This is a genomic window from Azospirillum sp. FG154 (genome assembly GCF_057809575.1).
Genome location: NZ_JBMDKF010000017.1, coordinates 48730 through 65861, shown reverse-complemented (window position 1 = coordinate 65861; position 17132 = coordinate 48730). Strand labels below are relative to the sequence as shown.

The window sequence follows — 17132 nt, the reverse complement described above, 5'->3', positions numbered from 1 at the left end:
ATGAAAGCAAAAAGAAAGGGTTGGGCATGAGGGATCGGACGCGCGTCACATTGGCTGGGATGATCGGCGCTCTGCTGCTGGCGGCGGCGCCGCTCGCGGCTCAGGAACGCGGCTCTCACGCCATCGCGCTGCATGGGGCGCCGAAATACGGGCCGGATTTCCAGCATTTCGACTACGCCAACCCCAACGCCCCCAAGGGCGGCGAGGTCAAGCTGTCGGCCTTCGGCGGCTTCGACAACCTCAACCCCTTCATCCTGCGCGGCCAGACCGCCGCCGGGTCCGGGCTGGTGTTCCAGACCCTGACCACCGGCAGCGGCGATGAAGTCACCACCGAATACGGCCTGCTCGCCGAAACCATCAGCGTCGCCAAGGACCGCAGCGCCGTCTCCTTCACCCTGCGCCCGCAGGCCCGTTTCAGCGACGGGACGCCCGTGACCGCCGACGACGTGCTGTGGAGCTTCCAGACGCTGCGCGAGAAGGGCCACCCGCTCTACCGCACCTATTACGCCGACGTCGCCAAGGCCGAAAAGACCGGCGAGCGCGCCGTGACCTTCACCTTCCGCAGCACCGACAACGCCGAACTGCCCATCATCATGGGCCAGTTGCCGGTGCTGCCCAAGCATGCGTTCGAGAATCGCGACTTCGCCGCGACGACGCTGGAGCCGATGATCGGCAGCGGCCCCTATGTGGTGGCGGAGGTGCAGGCGGGCCGTTCCATCACCTACCAGCGCGTCGCCGATTGGTGGGCGAAGGATCTGCCGGTGAACCGGGGCCGCTACAATTTCGACCGGCTGCGCTACGATTACTACCGCGACCTCGACGTCGCGTTCGAGGCGTTCAAGGCCGGAGCCTATGATTTCCGGCAGGAGCATTCCTCGAAAAACTGGGCGACCGGCTACAACACCCCCGCCGTCAAGGATGGCGAGATCGTCCGCGAAGAGATCAAGCATCAGGATCCGCAGGGGATGCAGGCCTTCGCCTTCAACATCCGCCGCCCGATTTTCCAGGATCGCCGGGTGCGCGAGGCGCTGAATTGCCTGTTCGATTACGAATGGACCCGCGCCAACCTGTTCTATGGCCTGTACCAGCGGACCAAGAGCTTTTTCGCCAACTCCGAATTGGCGGCGACCGGCCTGCCCTCCCCGGCCGAATTGGCGCTGTTGGAACCCTATCGCGGCAAAATCCCCGAGGAGGTGTTCACCAAACCGTTCGAGCCGCCGAAAACCGACGGCAGCGGCAACATCCGCCCGAATCTCCGCACCGCGTTGGGGCTTCTCAAGGAAGCCGGGTGGGATCTGAAAAACAACAAGCTGACCAATCTGGAAACCGGCGCGCCCTTCCGCTTCGAGATTCTGATCGCCCAGGCCGACCTGGAACGGGTCATTCAACCCTTTCTGCGCAATCTGGAACGCGCCGGGATTGAGGCGAGCATCCGCGTGGTGGACACCGCCCAATATCAGAACCGTATGGACAATTTCGATTTCGATATGACCACCGAACGGCTGCTTCAGTCGTTGTCGCCAGGCAACGAGCAGCGGGATTATTGGGAATCCTCGCGCGCCGACCAACCGGGCAGCCGCAACGCCATCGGCATCAAGAATCCGGTGGTGGACGCGCTGGTCGAGAAAATCATCGCCGCCCCCAACCGCGAGGCGCAGATCGCCGCCACCCGCGCGCTGGACCGCGTGCTGCTGTGGAACTGGTACGTCATCCCCCACTGGCACGACAGCGTGCACCGCGTGGCCTATTGGAACCGCTTCTCCCACCCGGCGATCGCCGCGAAATACGGGCTTGGCTTCGCCGACACCTGGTGGGTCGATCCAGCCAAGAACGCCCGGTTGGCGACCAGCGCGCGCCGCACGGTCGCCCCGTGACCATGCGTCCTCGCTAAGACGGAAGCGGAACACCCACCATGCTGGCCTACATCATCCGCCGCCTGTTGCTGATCGTGCCGACCCTGTTCGGCATCATGGTCATCAATTTCCTGATCGTGCAGATCGCCCCCGGCGGTCCCATCGAGCAGATGATCGCCCGCGTGCAAGGCACGGCGGTGGAGGCCACCGCGCGCATCAGCGGTTCAGCCAGCGGCGACGCCGGGGTGAACGCCCAGCAGCACGCGCAGACCGGCGGCGACAGCGGCAACCGTTATCGCGGCGCCCAGGGGCTGGATCCCGTCTTCATCAAGCAGTTGGAAAAGGAATTCGGCTTCGACAAGCCGCTGCACGAACGCTTTTTCCACATGATGTCGAACTATGTGGTCTTCGATTTCGGCACCAGCTATTTCCGCGACCGCCGCGTCGTCGATCTGGTGATCGAAAAGATGCCGGTGTCGATTTCGCTGGGGATCTGGACGACCTTGATCGTCTATCTGGTCTCCATCCCGCTGGGCGTCGCCAAGGCGGTGCGCGACGGCCAACCCTTCGACGTCTGGACCTCGGGAATCGTCATCGTCGGCTACGCCATCCCCGGCTTCCTGTTCGCCGTGCTGTTGATCGTCGTCTTCGCCGGGGGGCGTTACCTCGATTGGTTCCCCCTGCGCGGGCTGGTGTCGGACAATTGGTCCAGCCTGCCCTGGCACAAGCAGGCGCTGGATTACCTGTGGCACATGGTGTTGCCGGTGCTGGCGATGGTGATCGGCGGCTTCGCCGGGCTGACCATGCTGACGAAAAACTCCTTCCTGGAGGAGATCGGCAAGCAGTATGTCGTGACCGCGCGGGCAAAGGGGTTGAGCGAGCGTCACGTGCTGTACGGCCATGTCTTCCGCAACGCCATGCTGATCGTCATCGCCGGGTTTCCCGGCGCCTTCATCGGCATCCTGTTCACCGGGGCCATGCTGATCGAGGTGATCTTCTCGCTCGACGGGTTGGGGCTGCTGGGGTTCGAGGCGGCGATCAACCGCGACTATCCGGTGATGTTCGGCACGCTGTATTTCTTCACCCTGTTGGGGCTGGTGATGAATCTGGTCGGCGACGTCACCTATGTGATGGTCGATCCCCGCATTGATTTCGATTCGCGGAGCGTGTGAGCCGTGACGCTGTCCCCCATCACCCGCCGCCGTCTGGCGAATTTCCGGGCCAACCGGCGCGGTTTCTGGTCCTTCTGGATTTTCCTGGCCCTGTTCCTGCTGTCGCTGGGAGCGGAGTTCATCGCCAACGACAAGCCGCTGGTCATCCGCTACGACAACGCCCTCTATTGGCCGGTCTTCAACGCCTATCCCGAAACCATTTTCGGCGGCGAGTTCGAGACGGAAACCGACTACCGCGACCCCTTCGTGCGCGACTTGATCGAGGCCAAGGGCTGGATGGTCTGGGCGCCGATCCGCTACAGCTACCGCACCATCAACTACAATCTGCCGGTCCCCGCCCCGGCCCCGCCATCCGCCGACAATTGGTTGGGCACCGACGACCAGGGGCGCGACGTGGTGGCCCGGCTGATTTACGGCTTCCGTATTTCGGTGCTGTTCGGGCTGGCGCTGACCGGCTTTTCGTCCATCATCGGGGTGATGGCGGGGGCGGTTCAGGGCTATTTCGGCGGGCTGACCGATCTGCTGTTCCAGCGTTTCATCGAGATCTGGCAGGGGCTGCCCACCCTGTTCCTGCTGATTATTCTGGCCAGCGTGGTGACGCCGACCTTCTGGTGGCTGTTGGGTCTGCTGCTGCTGTTCTCCTGGACCGCGCTGGTTCATGTCGTGCGGGCGGAGTTCCTGCGGGCGCGCAATCTGGATTATGTGCGGGCGGCGCGCGCGCTGGGGGCGACCGACGTCGCCATCATGGTCCGCCACGTCCTGCCCAACGCCATGGTGGCGACGCTGACCTTCATGCCCTTCATCCTCAACGGCTCGATCACCACCCTGACCGCGCTGGATTTTCTGGGCTTCGGCCTGCCGCCGGGATCGCCCTCGCTGGGCGAGTTGCTGGCGCAGGGCAAGGCCAATTTGCAAGCGCCCTGGCTGGGCCTGACCGCGTTTTTCGTGCTGGCGCTGATGCTCAGCCTGCTGATCTTCATCGGCGAGGCGGTGCGCGACGCCTTCGACCCGCGCAAAACCACCGCCGCCCTGTCCATGGCGGCGGACGAATCGGCGAAGGGGGCATGATGGTCGGTCTGTTCGCAAACCGTCCCCCCACCCCGACCCTCCCCCGCTGGGCGGGGGAGGGGGATGACGCCCGACAATCGCCAAGCGTGACCAAAGTCCCCTCCCCCGCCCAGCGGGGGAGGGTTAGGGTGGGGGCAACGCGCCGCCCTGTCCAACCAACAAGGCTGAACCGCCCATGACCGCCGCGCCCCTCCTCTCCGTCACCGATCTGCGCGTCGCCTTCCGTGCGCCCGGCGGGGCCGTTCCGGCGGTCAAGGGCGTGTCCTTCGCCATCGCCAAAGGCGAAACGCTGGCGCTGGTCGGCGAATCCGGCTCCGGCAAATCCGTCACCGCGCTGTCGATTCTGCAACTGCTGCCCTACCCGATGGCCTGTCACCCCGCCGGGTCGTCGATCCGTTTCAACGGCGTGGAGATGGTCGGGGCGGACGAGCGGACCCTGCGCGGCGTGCGCGGCAACCGCGTCGCCATGATCTTTCAGGAGCCGATGACCTCGCTGAACCCGCTCCATTCCATCGAGCGGCAAATCAATGAGACCCTGTTCCTGCACAAGGGCCTGTCCGCCAGCGCCGCCCGCGCCCGCACGCTGGAACTGCTGCGGCTGGTCGGCCTGCCCGACCCGGAAAAGCGGCTCTCCGCCTACCCGCACGAGCTGTCGGGCGGCCAGCGCCAGCGTGTGATGATCGCCATGGCGCTGGCCAACGAACCCGATCTGTTGATCGCCGACGAGCCGACCACCGCGCTGGACGTCACCATCCAAGCGCAAATCCTGGAATTGCTGAAGGATCTGCAACGCCGCTTCGGCATGGCCTTGCTCCTCATCACCCATGATCTGGGGGTGGTCCGCAAGATGGCCGACCGGGTGTGCGTGATGAACGGCGGCGCGATCGTCGAACAGGCGGCGGTCGCCGATCTGTTCATCCGACCGCAACACCCCTACACGCAAAAACTCCTGTCCGCCGAGCCGCGCGGCAACCCGCTGACGCCGCCGGACAACGCGGCGGAGGTGATGGCGGCCGATCAGGTGAAGGTGCATTTCCCGATCAAAAAGGGCCTGCTGCGCCGCACCGTCGATCATGTCCGCGCGGTGGACGGCGTGTCGGTGTCGGTGCGCCAGGGCCACACCGTCGGCGTCGTCGGCGAATCGGGATCGGGCAAGACCACGCTGGGGCTGGCCCTGCTGCGGTTGCACGCCAGCGCCGGGGCGATCCGCTTTGACGGAACCGACATTCAAGGCTGGTCGGCCAAGCGGCTGCGCCCGCTGCGCCGTCAGATGCAGGTGGTGTTTCAGGACCCCTATGGCAGCCTGTCGCCCCGCCTGTCGGTCGGCCAGATCATCGGCGAAGGGTTGACCATCCACAAGATGGGCGACCAAGCCGACCGCGACCGGATGGTCGCCCGCGCGTTGGAGGAGGTCGGGTTGGATCCCGCCTGCCGCGACCGCTACCCGCACGAGTTTTCCGGCGGCCAGCGCCAGCGCGTCGCCATCGCCCGCGCCCTGGTGCTGAAGCCGAAATTCATCGTGCTGGACGAACCGACCTCGGCGCTCGACATGTCGGTGCAGGCGCAGATCGTCGATCTGCTGCGCGACATCCAGGCCCGGCACAATCTGGCCTATCTGTTCATCAGCCACGATCTGCGCGTGGTCCGCGCGCTGTCCAGCCACGTCATGGTGATGAAGGACGGCAAGGTGGTCGAACAGGGGCCGACCCAGCGCATTTTCGAGGAGCCGCGCGAGGATTACACCCGCGCCCTGCTCGCCGCCGCGCTGAATCTGGAGGCCGTCAAACCGCAAGCCGTGCGCGGCTGAGGGTTGCGCCGAGGGTTACAGCGGATCGCGCATCATCCGCAGGCTGGGGATGACGACGCTCGCCCCGATGCGGACCTCGAACGGGGCGAGCAACCGAAAGCCCTGCGACTGGTAAAAGGTCTGGGCGACGAGACTCGCGTAGCACTCCAACCGCCGCACGCCGCCGGATCGCGCGTCGGCGACGCAACGCTCCATCAGCGCCGCGCCGACGCCGCGCCGGATCCAATCCGGGTGGGTGGCGAAATGCCGGACATGGCCCAGCGTCGGGTCCACCGGATCCTGCGGAGCGTCGGGCCGCTCCAACGACCAGCCGCCGCAACCGATCAACGCCCCCTCCGCCGTTTCCACCGCGTAGAAACGGCCCGACCGCAACAGCGCCGGGTTGGCCCGCATCATATAGGGCAGCGCCTGGGACAAGGCCCCCGGCGGATAGCCGGGCTCCATCAGCGTCGTGTAGCAGACGCGCAACAGGGCGCTGACCGCGTCGGCGTCGTCCGGGCCGGTCACGCGGATCGACAAACAATCAGGAGGCGTCATGCCGTCAGAACCGCCCATCGCTCACACATCCAGGACCCAGGGTTCGGCCTTGGCGGCGGCGGTCCATTCCCGCATGGCGGGCAGGTCCAGCACCGCGTCCATATAGGCGCGCGCCGTGTCATCGACCGCCACGCCATACGTGTCATCGACCGCCACGCCATAGGTGACGAAACGGGTGACGACCGGGGCGTACATGGCGTCGGCGACGCTGAAGCGTCCGAACAGGAACGGCCCGCCCTGACCAAACCGGGCGCGGCAATCGGCCCACAGAGCCTGAACGCGGGCGATGTCGGCGGCGCTGTCCGGGTTCAAGCCTTGCCCGCTGCGGTCCGCCTTCAAATCCATCGACATGGCGTTGCGTAGGGCGACGAAGCCGGAATGCATCTCCGCCGACGCCGACCGGGCGACGGCGCGGGCGTAAACATCCTCCGGCCACAAAGCGGCGGCGGGGGCCAATTCGGCGATGTATTCGCAAATCGCCAGCGAATCCCAAATCACCCGGTCGCCGTCGATCAAGCAAGGCACCTTGCCGGTGGGCGAATGGGCGAGAATCTGGGCGCGGGTGTCCGGTTGACGCAGTTGGATGACGGTTTCCGCAAAGGGCAATCCAGCCTGCTTCAGCGCCAGCCAGGGGCGCAGCGACCAGGAGGAATAAGCCTTGTTGCCCAGAATCAGCGTCCGCTCGCTCATCATCAACCCGTGCACGAAGGAATGGGACGACGAGCATGCCGGGGGAATGCCACGCGCGCAACCGCATTCCCCCCTTTTCAGCGCGGCTTGCGCACGCCATCCTTAAAGACTGATGACCGTTTGATTGCCAAAGGATCGCCCGTCTTGCTCGCCACCCTGCTCGCCGTCGCCCCCCCGGACACCGTCGCCCTCATCCCCGTGACCAAGGCCGATCTGCCGGGCTGGCTGGCCGACCAACCTGCGGCGACCGCCGCCTGGCTCAAGACCGTGGGCTTCGCCGGAGAGGCCGGGAGCTTCGCCTTTCTGCCGGGCGACGGCGCGCCGCGCGCGCTGGTCGGCGTGTCGGCCCTGGATGATCTGTGGGCGTTCGCCGGGCTGCCGACCGCCCTGCCCGCCGGAACCTACCGGATCGACGCCGCGCTGGACCGCCACGCCGCCACCCGCGCGGCGCTGGGCTGGGCGCTGGGCGGCTACCGCTTCGCCCGCTACAAGAAGACGGACAAGCCGGTCGCCGGGCTGGTCTGGCCCGCCGAGGCCGACCGGGGCGAGGTGGAGCGCACCGCCAGCGCCGTCTTCCTGGTCCGCGATCTGGTCAACACCCCCGCTTGCGACCTCGGCCCCGCCGAACTGGCCGACGCCGCCCGCGCGCTGGCCGAGGAGTTCGAGGCCGGGTTGGACGTCATCGTCGGCGCCGATCTGCTCGACCGCGATTATCCGGCGATCCACGCGGTGGGCCGGGCCAGCCCGCGCGAACCCCGCCTGATTGATCTGCGCTGGGGCAACCCGGAGCATCCCAAACTGACCATCGTCGGCAAGGGCGTCTGTTTCGACACCGGCGGGCTGGATTTGAAGCCGTCCTCCGCCATGCTGATGATGAAGAAGGACATGGGCGGCGCGGCGCACGCGCTGGCGTTGGGCCGCATGGTGATGATGGCCGGGCTGCCGGTGCGGTTGCGCGTGCTGGTTCCGGCGGTGGAAAACGTCGTCGGCGGCGACGCCTTCAAACCGATGGACGTGCTGAAGACCCGCAAAGGCCTGACGGTGGAGGTCGGCAACACCGACGCCGAAGGCCGCTTGATCCTGTGCGACGCGCTGGCCGAGGCGGATTCGGAAAAACCGGCGCTGCTCATCGACTTCGCCACCCTGACCGGGGCCGCGCGCGTCGCGCTGGGACCGGATTTGCCCGCCCTGCTGTGCAACGACGACGCGCTGGCCGCCGATCTCCAAACGGCGGGACGCGAGGTGGAGGATCCCCTGTGGCGGCTGCCGCTGTGGGCGCCCTACCGCAAGGGGTTGGACAGCAAGGTGGCCGACATCGGCAACGTGACCAGCAACGGCTTCGCCGGGGCCATCACCGCCGGGCTGTTCCTGCAAGAGTTCGTGTCCAAGGAAACCCCCTGGGCGCATCTGGACACCTACGCCTGGAACGCCAGCGCCCGCCCCGGTCGCCCCGAAGGTGGGGAGGCGTTGGGCCTGCGGGCGGCCTACGCGGTGATCGCCAAGCGGTTTGGTTGACGACAACGCCGCCGCCAAACGGGCCGGATCGGCAGGGGGATCGCATTTGTCCCCGCCCCGATCCGCCGAAGGAATGGCGCCGTGGTTTGGAACGTATTACAACACAGATATTGTTGTGATGGTCGCCGGGTTGGTCGGCGCGGCGACGGGGTGGAGACGAGCAGATGGCGCTGAAGGTTCGTGAGGATTTCCGCACCCTCACCGGCCCGGAAAAGGCCGCGATCCTGATGCTCGCCTTGGGCGAGGAACATTCGTCCAAGCTGTTTTCGATGATGGACGACGAAGAGATCAAAGAGCTGTCGCAGGTGATGGCCAATCTCGGCACCGTGTCGGCCAACATCATCGAACGGCTGTTCGTTGAATTCGCCGAACAGATGTCGGCCACCGGCTCGCTGGTCGGCTCGTTCGACTCCACCGAACGCTTGCTGATGAAGACCTTGCCCAAGGACAAGGTCGATCAGATCATGGAGGAAATCCGTGGTCCCGCCGGTCGCACCATGTGGGACAAGCTGGCGAACGTGAATGAATCCGTTCTGTCCAACTATCTGAAGAACGAATACCCGCAGACCGTCGCGGTGGTGCTGTCGAAAATCCGCCCCGAACACGCCGGGCGCGTGCTGACCCAGTTGCCGGAAAGCTTCGCCATGGAAGTCATCATGCGCATGCTGCGCATGGAGGCCGTGCAGAAGGAGGTTCTGGACGACGTGGAGCGCACGCTCCGCACCGAATTCATGACCAATCTGGCCCGCACCAGCCGCCGCGACAGCCACGAAATGCTGGCGGAAATCTTCAACGGCCTGGACCGCACCACCGAACACCGCTTCATGGCGGCGTTGGAAGAACGCAACCGCGACAGCGCCGAACGCATCAAGTCGCTGATGTTCACCTTCGAGGATCTCTCGAAGCTCGACCCGTCCGGCGTCCAGACCCTGCTGCGCACGGTGGACAAGCAAAAGCTGGGCACCGCGCTGAAGGGCGCGTCGGAAACGCTGAAGGATCTGTTCTTCTCCAACATGTCGGAACGCGCGGCGAAGATCATGCGCGAAGACATGGCGGCGATGGGTCCGGTCCGCGTCCGCGAGGTGGACGAGGCGCAGATGTACATGGTCCAACTCGCCAAGGATCTTGCGGCGCGCGGCGAACTCGTCATCTCCGAAGGCAGCGGCGAGAACGAGTTGATTTACTGACCGCAAGTTCCTGCGTTGGCGCGCGCCAACGCTGTATGCTGCACTGCAAAATAGAATTTGCGCACGTCCCTGAATGGCGTTACCCCTGACGTGTGAACGTCAATCAACGATGGGGGCGGCGGTGAATTCTCCGGCGGATGTCGCGCAGGCGTGGATGAACATGTGGATGGCGCCCCTGTCCGGCGCGTTTCAGCCCGGCGCCAAAATGCCCTTGTCGGGCAACGTCACCCAGGACATCAACCCCTGGGCGCAATGGATGAAGAACGCCAATTTCGGCATGTTCAACATCAACGTCGGGACCGGCAAGCACGCCGAAGCCGAACGCAAGGTCGAGCGGGAATTGGGCGGCCAGTTTGAAGTGCTGATGATCGTCACGGAGGCTCTGGCCGTGCTGGTGAAGGACGTCAACGTCGCGGCCCTGCCCGCCGACCGCGACCGTCTGGCCATCTTGAAGCTGAAAGAGCTGGTGGACGAATTGGACGTCTTCCCCGAGGATTATTGGAACTGGTCGGCCCCGACGCCCGCCCCGAACGATCCCGCTGCAATCAACGCGTGACATCGCACAGATCGTTGGCCTGGCCTGCGAAAGACTTGCTTGAATGGGGCTGGTTGGGCGACACTCGGCGCGCGTGAACCGGGTGTGCGACCGGACGCGATTGGCTGGGGGGAAGCATGGCTCGGAACCTCAAGGCGCTTGGGTTGTGGCGGACGGCGCTGGTCGCCAGCGTTCGGCAGGACGGGCCGGACCTGTCGGCGCGTCAGTTGGCGATTCTGCTGCAAGTCTATCTGACCGATCCGCCGCACACGGTGCGCGGGCTGGCCGCGCTGTTGAACATCTCCAAACCCGCCGTCACCCGCGCGCTGGACCGCCTGTCGGTGTTGAGCTTCGTCAAGCGCAAGCGCGATCTTGAGGACAAACGCAACGTCCTGGTTCAACGCACGGTCAAGGGCAGCGTCTTCCTGTCCGACTTCGCCGAACTGGTGATCGCCGCCGGGGCCGTGACCGAAGAGGACATGGCCGTCGTCCACGCCGAAGAGGCCTTGGCCCTGGCCGCCAAGAATCGTCTGGAAACCGCGCTCAAATCCCCCGCCCCCACTGCCCCGCCGCCGGTCGAAGCGGCGGCGGCGGCGGCGATTGCCTCGACCTCGCAATAATCCCAACCCAATCGGGCCAGTTCAATAGCCGCGCTGGCGATCCACTTGGTTCGGCAACGGTCGCCCAGCGTGGAACGCGGTGACGGCGGTCGCCACCTGATCGGCGCAAAGTGATGGATGGGTGATCCCGGCGACGTGCGGGGTGACGCGCACCGCCGGATGACGCCAGAACGGATGCCCCTGCGGCAAGGGTTCCTCGACGAACACATCCAGGCTGGCCCCACGCAGATGCCCCGAATCGAGCGCGGCCGCCAGATCCGCCTCCACCAGATGCCCACCGCGCGCGGCGTTGACCACCACCGCCCCCGACGGCAGCGCCGCGAACAGGTCGGCGTTCAAAACCCCGTGCGTGTCCGGCGTCAGCGGCAGCAGACAAATCAGAATGTCGGTCTGCGGCAGCATGGCGGCCAGCCCCTCGGCTCCGGCGAAGCTCTCCACCCCGTCGACGACCTTCGGGCTGCGGCTCCACCCGACCACGCGGTAATCCAGGCCGCGCAGCGCGCGCGCCGAGGCCACGCCCAACTCCCCCAGCCCCAGAACGCCAACGGTGACGTCACAGGCCGGTTTGTGGCCCAAGGGCCGCCAGCGCTCCGCCGCTTGGAGCGCGGCGTATTCCTCCATCTGGCGGTGCCAGCGCAGAACCTGAAGCACAACATACCCAGTCATGTCCGCCGTCAACCCGTCCGACACCATGCGGACCAACGGCACATCGGGCAGCGTCGGATCCTGCAACAGCGGTTCCACCCCGGCCCCCAGCGACACGATCAAGCCAAGATTGGGCAGGCTGGCCAGCATCCCGGCGGGCGGCTTCCACACAACCGCCATCGTGACGTCGGCCAGATCGCCGCAGTCGGGCCAGACGCGCATCTCCAGACCGGGAAGGCGTCGGGCGATCTCGCGCCGCCAATCCTCGGCGTTGTCGCTGGCGGAGCAGAACAGAAGCGTCACGACCGGTCCCCTGCTATGAAGGATGAAAGACGGCTACCATAGCGCCTTTCCGCCGGTCCTGAGCCATTCCCGATCCGCAAGCCAGAAAGTCCGCCCGTGCCGCGCCTGATTTTGCTGAACAAGCCCTATGGCGTGCTGCCGCAATTCACCGACGACCAGGGCCGCCCGACTCTGGCCGCCTTTGTGCCGATTCCCGGCGTCTACGCCGCCGGACGGCTCGACCGCGACAGCGAAGGGCTGCTGGCGCTGAGCGACGACGGCGCGCTGATCGCCCGCATCGCCGCGCCCAAGAACAAGATGGCGAAAACCTATTGGGTGCAGGTGGACGGCGTGCCGACCGACGCGGCGCTGGCCGCCCTACGCGCGGGCGTGACTCTGAAGGACGGCCCAACCCTGCCCGCCGAGGTGGAGCGGATCGACGAACCCGCCGATCTGTGGCCGCGCGATCCGCCGGTGCGCTTCCGCGCCGCCATTCCCACAAGCTGGCTGGCCCTGACCTTGCGCGAAGGCCGCAATCGGCAGGTCCGCCGGATGACGGCGGCGGTCGGTTTCCCAACCCTGCGATTGATCCGCTGGTCGATTGGCGATTGGACGCTGGACGGTCTGGCCCCCGGCCAATGGCGTGAGGTGGCGTTGCCGCAACCGGCGTCGAAGCCCGTCCAAAAGCCCCCCAAGGCGCCCACCGCGCGGAAACGGCGGCGCTAGGTCAATCCCGGCCCGCTCACGGCTTGACGGGAGGGGGCGCCGGGGCGCGGGCGTCGGTTTCGTTCGCCGCGTCACCCAGCAAACCCGCCTCGCGGTAATAGCGCTCAGCCCCCGGATGCAGTGGAATGGCGACGTCGGTCGCCGCCTTCGCCGGGTCGAAGCTGCGGCCCTTGGGATGGCCTTCGGCCAGGATGCGGCGGGTGTTCTCGTGCCACAGCGCCTTGACCACGCCATAAATCAGCTCAGGATCGCGATCCGCCCGCACCAGCAGTTCGGCCCCGAGACTCAGGGTTGGGGTTGGCGCGGTGCCGGGGTAGGCCTCCGCCGGAATTTCACTGTCGAGGTAAAAGCGCACCCCCCGCCGCAGCCGCTCCGCAGGTTCGCCATCAATGGGAACAAGACGAATCGGCACCCGCGCCGCCACGTCGCTGACCGCCGCCACCGGATAACCGCCGACCATGAAAAACCCGTCCAACTCGCCCTTGGCCAGCCGGTCGGCGGCGGTGCCGGGTTTCAGATATTGCGGGGTGATCGCGCTTTCCGACAGGCCATAAGCGTCCAGAATCAGCCGCGCCTCGACCAACGTGCCGGATCCCTCCTCGCCCAAGGAAATGTTGCGGCCCTTCAGATCGACCATCCGGTCAATGAAGCCGTCGGAGCGCACCACCACCTGGATCGCCTCGGCGTACAGCATGCCAAGCGAGCGCAGCCCCTCGAACGGCGGCTTTCCCGAATAGCTGCCGGTGCCGCTGTAGGCCCAATAGGCGACGTCGGCCTGGGCCAAGCCAGCTTCGACCGCGCCCGACCGCAGCAATTCGATGTTCTCGACCGATCCGTTGGTCGCCTGCGCCACCACGATCAAGCCGGGGATTCCGCAACTGCCGCCCCGGTCGCAGGCGCGCGATCCTGGCGGGTTAGAAATGGCGTTGGCGATCAAGCCGCCAATGGGAAAATAGGTGCCCGACGTGGTGCCGGTGCCGATGCGGAAATAGCGCAGTTCCTGCGCCAACGCCCGCCCGCCCGCGCCCCAGGCCAGCAACGCCAACCCCGCCGCCCCGGCCAGAAGCTGGCGGCGCGACGGACCGGACGCGCCAGAAATCGCCGTCGTCACAACGGCTGCGGAGGGGGGAGCGTTGCGTCCTGCGCGTGACACCAGGGAAATTCCCATTCGTTTGAGGGGCGGAGGAAGAACGATCCCAACAAGATCTCCGCACAACGCGCCCTTTTCAAGCCGCGAACGATTAAATCACGCCAACCAGATCAAGAACGCCCGCGACCGACACCACGCCGCCACACATTTTCACCGCGCGGGCCGATTCCGCCTGCGTCACCACCAGCGACAGGCCCACCCCGGCGCAGGAGACCAGCAACAGCCCGCTGGCGAAACCACTCCAGAACAACAGCGTTCCCTGGTGCGGATGGCCATGGAACACCGCCGCGACGGCGGCGACCAGAACCACCAGCGCCACCGGCGCCCGCACCGCAAAGCCAACCAGCCCGCCCAGGACGATCAAGGACACCGCCAAACCCGGCATGGCGTAGGGCAGCCGCAGCCCCATTTGCGCCGCGATTCCCGCCGCCAACGCGGCGGTGACGGCGGCGGTCGGCGCCTGCCAGACCGACGCCCCCCCGGTCTGCCCGGCCCAAAGGCCAATCGCCAGAAAGCCCAGCAGATGCTGAAGCACCCACACCGGCTCGACCAGCCCCGCGCCAAAGGCGCCCGTCACCGTCGTCATGCGCCCATTTCCTCAAAACTGACCGGATCACGGGCCGGTATGACGGCGGGCGCGCCGTTGGGTCAAGAGGAGAGGCGCGGACGACGGCACAGACTTGCCGCTCAGCGCGCCAGCGGATCGCCCAGTTGACGCAACTCGTTCTCCCGCCGCATCAGATCGCGCTGTTGCAGCGGATCCAGGCGGCCCAGCGCGTCGTCGCCGCGCATCCGGTCCACCTCAGGCCGCAGCAAGTCGCGTTTGAAAGCGTCGGTGGCCCCCTGGGTCGAGGCCGGGGGCGGCAATGGCGTCGGGCGGGGCGTCGGCGGGTAGCCGGTCGAATCGGGCGGCGACGAAGATCCCACGCGCGGACGACGCTCCACCGTGCGGAGCGGGTTGTCGCGCCGCCGCCGGTCGTCGGGCGGGGTGACGGCGGCGCGCGGCATGTCCATCCGCGTGCTCCGCGTTTCCAACTCAATTGGGCGAAAGGTCGGGCTGGGATAAGCGCCCTCCTCCCGCCGCCGCTCCCCCATCGGCGCGGCGACGCAGGCCGACAGGGCCAGCGCGGCAAGGCCGGACAGGATCAGGGAGCGCGGCGGGCGATTGGCGGGGATGTGCGGCATGACCGGGATATTGGGGGCCGTCGCCCGTCCGGCAAGCCGGACCAACGGCCAAGCCCCCAACCGATCAAAACAGATGCTGGCCGCCGGTGATGAACATTTCGGTTCCGGTGACGTAACCGGCGTCGGGGCCGCACAGATAATGGATCACCGCCGCGACGTCCGCCGGGGTTCCCATGCGCTTCAAGGGAATGCGCGGGATCAGCACGTCGTATTCCGGCCCGGTCATCGCCGTTTCGATCTCGCCGGGGGCGACGGCGTTGACCCGCACGTTGATCTCGGCGAACTCCACCGCCATTTCGCGGGTCAGGCCCGACAGCGCCGCCTTGGAGGTCGAATAGGCCGACCCGGCGAAGGGATGCACGCCATGGCCCGCGATGGAGGTGACGTTGACGATCGCCCCCTTGCCGCGCGACAGCGGGGCGGCGAAGCCGCGCGCCAGCACCAGCGGCGCGAAGAAGTTCAGCTCGAACACCTGATGCCAGCCCTCGATGGAGCCGTTCAGGCAGCCCAGCCGCTCCTTGATCGGGGTTTTCGGCGAGATGCCCGCGTTGTTGACCAGGGCGTGCAGCGGCCCGCCATCCAACACCCGATTCGCTTCCTCAACGAAAGCGGCCCGGCTGGCCGGATCGGCCAGATCGGTGGGGATGTGGTGCGTCCAGTTGGGATCGCGGCGGCAATGGGCCGGAATGTCCTCCCGCGCGCAGGAGATCACGCGCCAGCCTTCGGCGCTGAAGCGCGCGACGGTGGCGTGTCCGATGCCCCGGCTGGCGCCGGTGAGAATGACGGTTTTGCGGTGTGGCATGACCCCATGTTACCGCGCTTTGCCGCGCGGCGGAAGAGTTGCGAGCGATTCGCGATTGATGTTTTCGCCGCGACGCCCAACCTTGACGCCGAACCCCTCCCTGTTGGAGCCGCCGCCCGTGCCGTGCCGTCCATTCCGCCGCCTGCTGCTCGCCGCCGCCCTGTGTCTGGGGGCCGGGACGGCCCATGCCGACGAGCCGCGCCCGACGACGCCAGCCCCGGCGGCGGCCTGCGTCGCCCCCGGCGTCTGGGCTGATGGCGAGGGCAAGCCCTTGACCGACGCCACGCCGCTGCGGCGAATCGCCGAATTCCCCGTCATCCTGCTGGGCGAGCAGCACGACAAGCCCGATCATCACCGCTGGCAGCTCCACACCCTGGCCGGGCTGCACGCGCACAACCCCGATCTGGCCATCGGTCTGGAGATGCTGCCGCGCCGGGCGCAGGCGGCGCTGGACCGCTGGATGGCGGGAGAGTTGGACGAAGCGGCCTTTCTGACCGCCAGCGACTGGCGCGCGGTTTGGGGCTTCGATCCCGAATATTACCTGCCGATCCTGCGCTTCGCCCGGATGAACCGTCTGCCGTTGGTGGCGCTGAACGTCGAGCGCGGCCTGATCGCCCGCACCGCCCGCGACGGCTGGGCCGCCATCCCGCCGACCGAGCGCGAGGGCGTCGGCCAACCCGCCGCCCCCAGCGACGCCTACCGCGACAGCCTGACCAAGGCGATGGCCGCGCACCCGACCAAAGAGGGCGCGCCCAAGGACGGGACGAACAAAGACGAGCCGGACGCGGCCAGCGACGCCCCCGCTCCGCCCAACCCCGCCGCCCAACGCTTCATCGAGGCGCAAACCGTCTGGGACCGCGCGATGGCCGAACGGATCGCCGACACCCGACGAACCAGCGGACGCGCCGTCGTCGCGATTCTCGGCGAGGGCCACATCACCCACCGCAACGGCGTGCCGCGCCAGTTGGCCGATCTCGGCCTCACCGATTCGGTGGTGCTGCTGCCCTGGGACGCCGACCGCGCTTGCGAATCGCTGGATGGCCGCATCGCCGACGTGGTGTTCGGCCTTGGCCCGGCGTCCGAGCCCGCCGAACCGCCGCGCCCGCGTCTGGGCGTGCAACTGGAACCTTCAGCGGAGGGTGTGCGGATCGAGCGGGTGTTGGAGGGCGGCGTGGCGGCGGCCAGCGGGCTGCAAGCCGGGGACCGGCTGATCGCCGCCGCCGGTCGCCCGATCCGCCAGCCCGCCGACCTCACCGCCCTGGTCCAGCGCCAAACGCCGGGAACCTGGCTGCCGTTGACCATCCGACGCGGCGACGAGACCAAGGAGCTGGTGGCGAAATTCTCGGCGGAGTGACGCC

The 17132-nt window shown here is 67.1% G+C and carries 17 protein-coding genes; 10 read left to right on the top strand and 7 right to left on the bottom strand.

Features of this window, described 5'->3' with window-relative positions:
• The first annotated feature begins 26 nt into the window (after window positions 1-26).
• From ACODS4_RS18925 to ACODS4_RS18910, 4 genes are all read left to right on the top strand, one after another.
• Window positions 27-1874, top strand: a complete 1848-nt coding sequence (locus tag ACODS4_RS18925) for an extracellular solute-binding protein (protein ID WP_488866421.1) — start codon at window positions 27-29, stop codon at window positions 1872-1874.
• 38 nt (window positions 1875-1912) lie between these two features.
• Window positions 1913-3025, top strand: a complete 1113-nt coding sequence (locus tag ACODS4_RS18920; protein WP_488866419.1) for a microcin C ABC transporter permease YejB — start codon at window positions 1913-1915, stop codon at window positions 3023-3025.
• Window positions 3026-3034: 9 nt separating this feature from the next.
• Window positions 3035-4093 carry an ABC transporter permease gene (locus ACODS4_RS18915; RefSeq protein WP_488866482.1) on the top strand — a complete coding sequence of 353 codons (1059 nt, stop codon included), beginning with the start codon at window positions 3035-3037 and terminating at the stop codon, window positions 4091-4093.
• 175 nt (window positions 4094-4268) lie between these two features.
• Window positions 4269-5900 carry an ABC transporter ATP-binding protein gene (locus ACODS4_RS18910; RefSeq protein WP_488866417.1) on the top strand — a complete coding sequence of 544 codons (1632 nt, stop codon included), beginning with the start codon at window positions 4269-4271 and terminating at the stop codon, window positions 5898-5900.
• 15 nt (window positions 5901-5915) lie between these two features.
• Here ACODS4_RS18910 and ACODS4_RS18905 read toward each other — a convergent pair whose 3' ends face one another.
• Together ACODS4_RS18905 and ACODS4_RS18900 are read right to left on the bottom strand one after the other, a co-directional pair.
• Entirely contained in the window at window positions 5916-6455 is a 540-nt protein-coding gene (locus ACODS4_RS18905) for a GNAT family N-acetyltransferase (RefSeq protein WP_488866415.1), read from the bottom strand.
• Window positions 6456-6458: 3 nt separating this feature from the next.
• Window positions 6459-7127 carry a glutathione S-transferase family protein gene (locus ACODS4_RS18900; protein ID WP_488866413.1) on the bottom strand — a complete coding sequence of 223 codons (669 nt, stop codon included), beginning with the start codon at window positions 7125-7127 and terminating at the stop codon, window positions 6459-6461.
• Window positions 7128-7271: 144 nt separating this feature from the next.
• Between ACODS4_RS18900 and ACODS4_RS18895 the strand changes: the two genes are divergently transcribed.
• From ACODS4_RS18895 to ACODS4_RS18880, 4 genes are all read left to right on the top strand, one after another.
• Window positions 7272-8642: a leucyl aminopeptidase family protein gene (locus ACODS4_RS18895; protein WP_488866411.1), complete on the top strand. Its 1371-nt coding sequence runs from the start codon at window positions 7272-7274 to the stop codon at window positions 8640-8642.
• Window positions 8643-8806: 164 nt separating this feature from the next.
• Window positions 8807-9829 carry a flagellar motor switch protein FliG gene (fliG, locus tag ACODS4_RS18890; protein WP_298366953.1) on the top strand — a complete coding sequence of 341 codons (1023 nt, stop codon included), beginning with the start codon at window positions 8807-8809 and terminating at the stop codon, window positions 9827-9829.
• Window positions 9830-9995: 166 nt separating this feature from the next.
• Complete coding sequence (locus ACODS4_RS18885; RefSeq protein WP_488866409.1) at window positions 9996-10385, top strand: hypothetical protein; 390 nt, start codon at window positions 9996-9998, stop codon at window positions 10383-10385.
• 116 nt (window positions 10386-10501) lie between these two features.
• Window positions 10502-10984 carry a MarR family transcriptional regulator gene (locus tag ACODS4_RS18880; protein ID WP_488866407.1) on the top strand — a complete coding sequence of 161 codons (483 nt, stop codon included), beginning with the start codon at window positions 10502-10504 and terminating at the stop codon, window positions 10982-10984.
• A gap of 21 nt (window positions 10985-11005) precedes the next feature.
• On the opposite strand, the gene ACODS4_RS18875 is transcribed toward ACODS4_RS18880, so the two are convergent.
• On the bottom strand, window positions 11006-11932 hold the full coding sequence (locus ACODS4_RS18875) for a 2-hydroxyacid dehydrogenase (RefSeq protein WP_488866406.1): 927 nt from the start codon (window positions 11930-11932) through the stop codon (window positions 11006-11008).
• A gap of 96 nt (window positions 11933-12028) precedes the next feature.
• Here ACODS4_RS18875 and ACODS4_RS18870 point away from each other — a divergent pair, with 96 nt between their 5' ends.
• Window positions 12029-12637, top strand: a complete 609-nt coding sequence (locus ACODS4_RS18870; protein WP_488866404.1) for a pseudouridine synthase — start codon at window positions 12029-12031, stop codon at window positions 12635-12637.
• 16 nt (window positions 12638-12653) lie between these two features.
• On the opposite strand, the gene ACODS4_RS18865 is transcribed toward ACODS4_RS18870, so the two are convergent.
• The 4 genes from ACODS4_RS18865 to ACODS4_RS18850 form a co-directional block, all read right to left on the bottom strand.
• The gene (locus ACODS4_RS18865; RefSeq protein ID WP_488866402.1) at window positions 12654-13790 is read right to left on the bottom strand and encodes a TAXI family TRAP transporter solute-binding subunit; all 1137 of its coding nucleotides are present in this window, start codon (window positions 13788-13790) and stop codon (window positions 12654-12656) included.
• Window positions 13791-13878: 88 nt separating this feature from the next.
• Complete coding sequence (locus ACODS4_RS18860; protein WP_488866400.1) at window positions 13879-14373, bottom strand: HupE/UreJ family protein; 495 nt, start codon at window positions 14371-14373, stop codon at window positions 13879-13881.
• Between the two features lie 101 nt (window positions 14374-14474).
• Window positions 14475-14972, bottom strand: coding sequence for a hypothetical protein (locus tag ACODS4_RS18855; protein WP_488866398.1), 498 nt, complete (start codon window positions 14970-14972; stop codon window positions 14475-14477).
• Window positions 14973-15036: 64 nt separating this feature from the next.
• Complete coding sequence (locus tag ACODS4_RS18850; protein ID WP_119830302.1) at window positions 15037-15774, bottom strand: SDR family NAD(P)-dependent oxidoreductase; 738 nt, start codon at window positions 15772-15774, stop codon at window positions 15037-15039.
• Between the two features lie 118 nt (window positions 15775-15892).
• Between ACODS4_RS18850 and ACODS4_RS18845 the strand changes: the two genes are divergently transcribed.
• A complete protein-coding gene (locus ACODS4_RS18845) occupies window positions 15893-17128 on the top strand; it encodes a ChaN family lipoprotein (protein WP_488866396.1) in 1236 nt (411 codons plus the stop codon).
• Window positions 17129-17132 lie beyond the last annotated feature (4 nt).

Coding starts and splice junctions, on each gene's coding strand:
- ACODS4_RS18925 (WP_488866421.1), top strand. CDS start 27: ATGAGGGATCGGACGCGCGTCACATTGGCTGGGATGATCGGCGCTCTG.
- ACODS4_RS18920 (WP_488866419.1), top strand. CDS start 1,913: ATGCTGGCCTACATCATCCGCCGCCTGTTGCTGATCGTGCCGACCCTG.
- ACODS4_RS18910 (WP_488866417.1), top strand. CDS start 4,269: ATGACCGCCGCGCCCCTCCTCTCCGTCACCGATCTGCGCGTCGCCTTC.
- ACODS4_RS18905 (WP_488866415.1), bottom strand. CDS start 6,455: ATGGGCGGTTCTGACGGCATGACGCCTCCTGATTGTTTGTCGATCCGC.
- ACODS4_RS18900 (WP_488866413.1), bottom strand. CDS start 7,127: ATGAGCGAGCGGACGCTGATTCTGGGCAACAAGGCTTATTCCTCCTGG.
- fliG (WP_298366953.1), top strand. CDS start 8,807: ATGGCGCTGAAGGTTCGTGAGGATTTCCGCACCCTCACCGGCCCGGAA.
- ACODS4_RS18885 (WP_488866409.1), top strand. CDS start 9,996: ATGGCGCCCCTGTCCGGCGCGTTTCAGCCCGGCGCCAAAATGCCCTTG.
- ACODS4_RS18880 (WP_488866407.1), top strand. CDS start 10,502: ATGGCTCGGAACCTCAAGGCGCTTGGGTTGTGGCGGACGGCGCTGGTC.
- ACODS4_RS18860 (WP_488866400.1), bottom strand. CDS start 14,373: ATGACGACGGTGACGGGCGCCTTTGGCGCGGGGCTGGTCGAGCCGGTG.
- ACODS4_RS18855 (WP_488866398.1), bottom strand. CDS start 14,972: ATGCCGCACATCCCCGCCAATCGCCCGCCGCGCTCCCTGATCCTGTCC.
- ACODS4_RS18850 (WP_119830302.1), bottom strand. CDS start 15,774: ATGCCACACCGCAAAACCGTCATTCTCACCGGCGCCAGCCGGGGCATC.